6 protein-coding genes are annotated in these 3,457 nt (G+C 50.1%); 3 read left to right on the top strand and 3 right to left on the bottom strand.

Annotated elements, in window-relative coordinates:
* Positions 1-232: 232 nt before the first annotated feature.
* Genes AXE65_RS11305 through AXE65_RS11295 form a run of 3 tightly spaced genes read right to left on the bottom strand, consistent with a single transcriptional unit; the run spans position 233 to position 961 of the window.
* Positions 233-508 (bottom strand): type II toxin-antitoxin system RelE/ParE family toxin, encoded by a 276-nt coding sequence (locus AXE65_RS11305; RefSeq protein WP_068392422.1) that lies wholly within the window; start codon positions 506-508, stop codon positions 233-235.
* Complete coding sequence (gene relB, locus AXE65_RS11300; RefSeq protein WP_068392421.1) at positions 495-701, bottom strand: type II toxin-antitoxin system RelB family antitoxin; 207 nt, start codon at positions 699-701, stop codon at positions 495-497. Before relB ends, AXE65_RS11305 begins: the two co-directional genes overlap by 14 nt.
* Before the next feature lie 56 nt (positions 702-757).
* Positions 758-961 (bottom strand): hypothetical protein, encoded by a 204-nt coding sequence (locus AXE65_RS11295; RefSeq protein ID WP_068392418.1) that lies wholly within the window; start codon positions 959-961, stop codon positions 758-760.
* A gap of 132 nt (positions 962-1,093) precedes the next feature.
* Between AXE65_RS11295 and AXE65_RS11290 the strand changes: the two genes are divergently transcribed.
* From AXE65_RS11290 to AXE65_RS11280, 3 genes are all read left to right on the top strand, one after another.
* Positions 1,094-2,578 carry a phage/plasmid replication protein, II/X family gene (locus AXE65_RS11290; RefSeq protein ID WP_079214150.1) on the top strand — a complete coding sequence of 495 codons (1,485 nt, stop codon included), beginning with the start codon at positions 1,094-1,096 and terminating at the stop codon, positions 2,576-2,578.
* Between the two features lie 54 nt (positions 2,579-2,632).
* Positions 2,633-2,950, top strand: a complete 318-nt coding sequence (locus AXE65_RS11285; RefSeq protein WP_068392415.1) for a single-stranded DNA-binding protein — start codon at positions 2,633-2,635, stop codon at positions 2,948-2,950.
* A 104-nt stretch (positions 2,951-3,054) separates the two neighbouring features.
* On the top strand, positions 3,055-3,414 hold the full coding sequence (locus AXE65_RS11280; RefSeq protein ID WP_068392411.1) for a hypothetical protein: 360 nt from the start codon (positions 3,055-3,057) through the stop codon (positions 3,412-3,414).
* Positions 3,415-3,457: the final 43 nt, after the last annotated feature.

Genomic DNA, 3,457 nt, shown 5'->3' with positions numbered 1-3,457 from the left:
CTGCTCCCTGAGCCGTCGGCGGCGAGACTGGGGGATGCAAGGGGGCAAAGCCCCTTTGCGGGATGTCTCCGAACACGATGGAGCAACGGCTAAAAACCGCGCCGCTTTTGCGGTCGTTCGGCGTGCGCACCGCCACCGATTAGGGTGGCGTGTCCACCACTCTAATGGTGGACTCTTTGCTCAAGTTGAGCCTTTTTGTGGATAAATTGGACAGGCTTTTTAGAGCTTTTGATTAGGGGTATTTCCGCTTGGCATGCATGACGCGAAGTATGCGCACTTTCGCGCTATCGACTTTGTAGACCAAGAGGTAATTGGGGTGTGCGGGATATTCTCTCGTTCCCGCAACGCGACCTGTACGGAAGGCATAAGGCATTGAAGGAAGGCGTTCAGCGGATGTTTCAAGAAAGTTGCGTAAACTCAATGCCGCAATGGGGTTGAACTGTTCTACGTAGTCTTGAATTTCAGCCAAGTCATGACGAGCCTCATCAGACCAATCAAGCGCTAGCACGGGCTTTCCTGCGCTCTTCCAAGAGAGCATCAACGTGTGTCATAGCTTCATCATGGGGAAGAGCAGGTTTTTTGCTATCTAATGCTTCTTGCACCTTAGCTCTAAACCAGCGGTCATAACTGATATCTTCTTCACTGACTTCAACATCGTAGAACAATGGGTCTAGTGGCTGTTTCGCTGCTACTGCGGCCATGTTTTATCTCCTCAATCCAAAATTAAAAAGGACAGACTAATTGCCTCTGGCTAGAACTATGCGGGTATTTCAGCCTCTATCCAGATTTCTCCGTCCGCCGTTGCTTTTGCATAAGGTATTGATTTTTCTAATATCTTATGAAGCAACTTGGGGTCATCTAACAACCTAAGACCGTTTTTCATTCGGACGTTATTAATTTCAACAGATTTTTTTCTCAGCGCATCCATCTCTGTCTTGGTAAGCCTTAACTGATAGTTCATTTCTTCTCCATCGTGGGGTTTCGGTTTCGAAGGATGTTGCGAGGGTAGATTTTATTTCTGCAAAAGTCTTGACATTGATTTGTCGATAAATTAGTTTTTTATTAAAAATCAATTTTAAGATTTGTTTGCAAAATGCTCGACCGCCTCCACTTGTTCATCCCCTTCAAGCCAGAAGCCTGCACGGCGTACTTCTGGACGACAGAAAAGCGCAAGGGCAAGGTGCGAGATGTACTGATGAGTTCGGTAGACCTTGCCTATTTGGGCGTGCCGATGCAGTCGGGCAGCGTGTCACTGGATGCCAAAGAGCGGTTCATTGTTTCGGAACTGCGCCATGCGTGGGAAAGCCTTCCCTCTTCTTATACCCCGCTCGCGTTCAAAGTCTTTCATGAAGGCTTTGGTTTTCGTGGTGAAGCGGGAGTGGATCTCAAAGCCAGTCCGGCCAAGCTGACGCAGGGGCATAACCTGTTTGGCAGCACCAGTATCCGCATGGGCGCACTGGCCATGAAGGCGTGGCTTTCGGTGGCCTATCCAGATTTGATGGCAAAGCTCAATTGGGACGAGGCCGAAGTTCAGGCGCTGGACTGCACCTACAGCGCCCGCCTGCCCAATGAACGCACCGCGCAGCAAGCGATTGACGCGCTGCGCAACATCAGCAATGGACAAACCAAGTCACGCGGTGACAACTACAGCGAAACCGCTTATTGGTTCAAAAAAGACAGCCGCTTAAAAGGTCTCAAGGCGTATTTGAAACAATACGAATATGCTCACCAACTGATTGAAGCGCAGCGCCAAGCGGCAGGCAGTGGCAAAAAAGCCGCTGCGGCCAGACGCACGGTAGCCGTGATGAGTGACCCGCAATTAGTGGACTGGTCAAAGTGCCTGCTGCGCTTTGAAGCCACGGTAAAAAGCCGTGGTTTGTCGCGGCGCAAGATACCCACCAACTTAAACAAACTCATTGATTATCAAGAGAACTTGGCGCGAGAAGGTCGCTGCTTGATTCGGGAACTGTGGACAGAGACCACCGCCCCGATATTCAAAGCCTGCGAGGGAATGGAAATGAAGACGATCGATGATGAACACGTGCAGGCCGCTTTAAAAGCCGCTTATGTGAAGACCAACAAACACGGCAAGCCGGTGTATACCTACGCCAATAACCTGTTTAACACCTTCCGCAATATCCGCAGTTACGGTTGGGACGAAACCAAGGCGAGCATTGCGCCATCCACCTGGACACGGCACACGCGCGACTTGGAAGCCTGCGGCATTTCCAAGGCCGTGCTGCAAAAACTACCTGAAATCAGCAAGAACAGCGTCGTACCGCTGCTGCGTTTTGTCGAAATCGATTTTTCTTCCCAGCGTCCGCCTTGGTACGTCGAACCGACGGCGGAAAGCGTCCTTGACCACTGCGAGCAGTTTATTGATTCGCAAGCGGCCAATGACGAGCACGCCGCGCCGCTTAAAAAAGTCGCCAATGTCGTGCAGATACCTGTGTGCACGGCCTCACCGCTTTTGCCCCATAGCCCCCATGCCACGGCAGCCCCGCCGCCTTGGGCATTGAAGTGGTTGGGTAAACCAAAGACCCACGATAAAACCGCACGGTCTTCCGTTGCAATCTAACGTCTTAACCGGCAATCCCGCCTGAATGGCAACTGAAAATGAAAAGGAAATGACATGAACGTATTGGTAGAGATTGAAAGCACTGAAGTTGCCGTTAAGGAAGGGACTTCACAAAAGACCGGCAAGCCTTACTGCATTCGTGAACAACGGGCGTATTTAAAACTGCCTCATTTTAAATACCCGCAAGAAATCAAATTACCCGTTCCCGATGAACTCCCGTCTTATGCGGCAGGCATGTATACGCTGGACACAGAAAGCTTCTGGGTGAACGAGTTTAAAGAATTAAAACTCGGTCGCGTGCGCTTAAAGCCTGCGACAACCAGCACGTCCTCCCGCGCTATGCCGATGGCACAGCAAGCGGCGAGGGGATAAGTCAAAAGCCGCCGCGGTTGCAGACACAGAGAGCGGCGAGCGGCGAGCGAGCGCCTCTGTGTCTGCAATAGCAAGGCGTTATTCATCTTGCAGGAGTAATTAACATGAATGATTTAGACGATATGATGAAAACCGTTCATTTCACAAGGCACAGTGATCTGCCTTGGAGCAAATATATAATTCTTGATGATGTGATAACGGGTTATTTGAATGACGTTAAAAAAAGTGACATTGATGCCTTCGGCGATTTAATCGAAAGAGACAGTTATAATCGCGCATTAAGCAGCCTGAACATACTGCTTATTTTGGAATTGATTGAATCGGAAGAATATGAACGGGTAGCGCTCTTATTTGAAGATGCCGTATCAGAAGCGCATCAGCGGCATGCAAGGCTTTTGAATGTTTTTGAGCGGCGCGAACGCATGCGCTTAAGCGTCAAAGCACGGCGCGTAGGTGCTCGTTGAGAACATTCTCAACAACCTCAACCGCTATAAGGGTTCGCATAAG

It is taken from the genome of Ventosimonas gracilis, assembly GCF_001580025.1.
Taxonomy (GTDB): domain Bacteria; phylum Pseudomonadota; class Gammaproteobacteria; order Pseudomonadales; family Pseudomonadaceae; genus Ventosimonas; species Ventosimonas gracilis.
The sequence above is the reverse complement of the archived record's forward strand: the minus strand, read 5'-3'. Positions and strand labels throughout refer to the sequence as shown.

Coding starts and splice junctions, on each gene's coding strand:
- relB (WP_068392421.1), bottom strand. CDS start 701: ATGGCCGCAGTAGCAGCGAAACAGCCACTAGACCCATTGTTCTACGAT.
- AXE65_RS11280 (WP_068392411.1), top strand. CDS start 3,055: ATGAATGATTTAGACGATATGATGAAAACCGTTCATTTCACAAGGCAC.
- AXE65_RS11290 (WP_079214150.1), top strand. CDS start 1,094: ATGCTCGACCGCCTCCACTTGTTCATCCCCTTCAAGCCAGAAGCCTGC.
- AXE65_RS11285 (WP_068392415.1), top strand. CDS start 2,633: ATGAACGTATTGGTAGAGATTGAAAGCACTGAAGTTGCCGTTAAGGAA.
- AXE65_RS11295 (WP_068392418.1), bottom strand. CDS start 961: ATGAACTATCAGTTAAGGCTTACCAAGACAGAGATGGATGCGCTGAGA.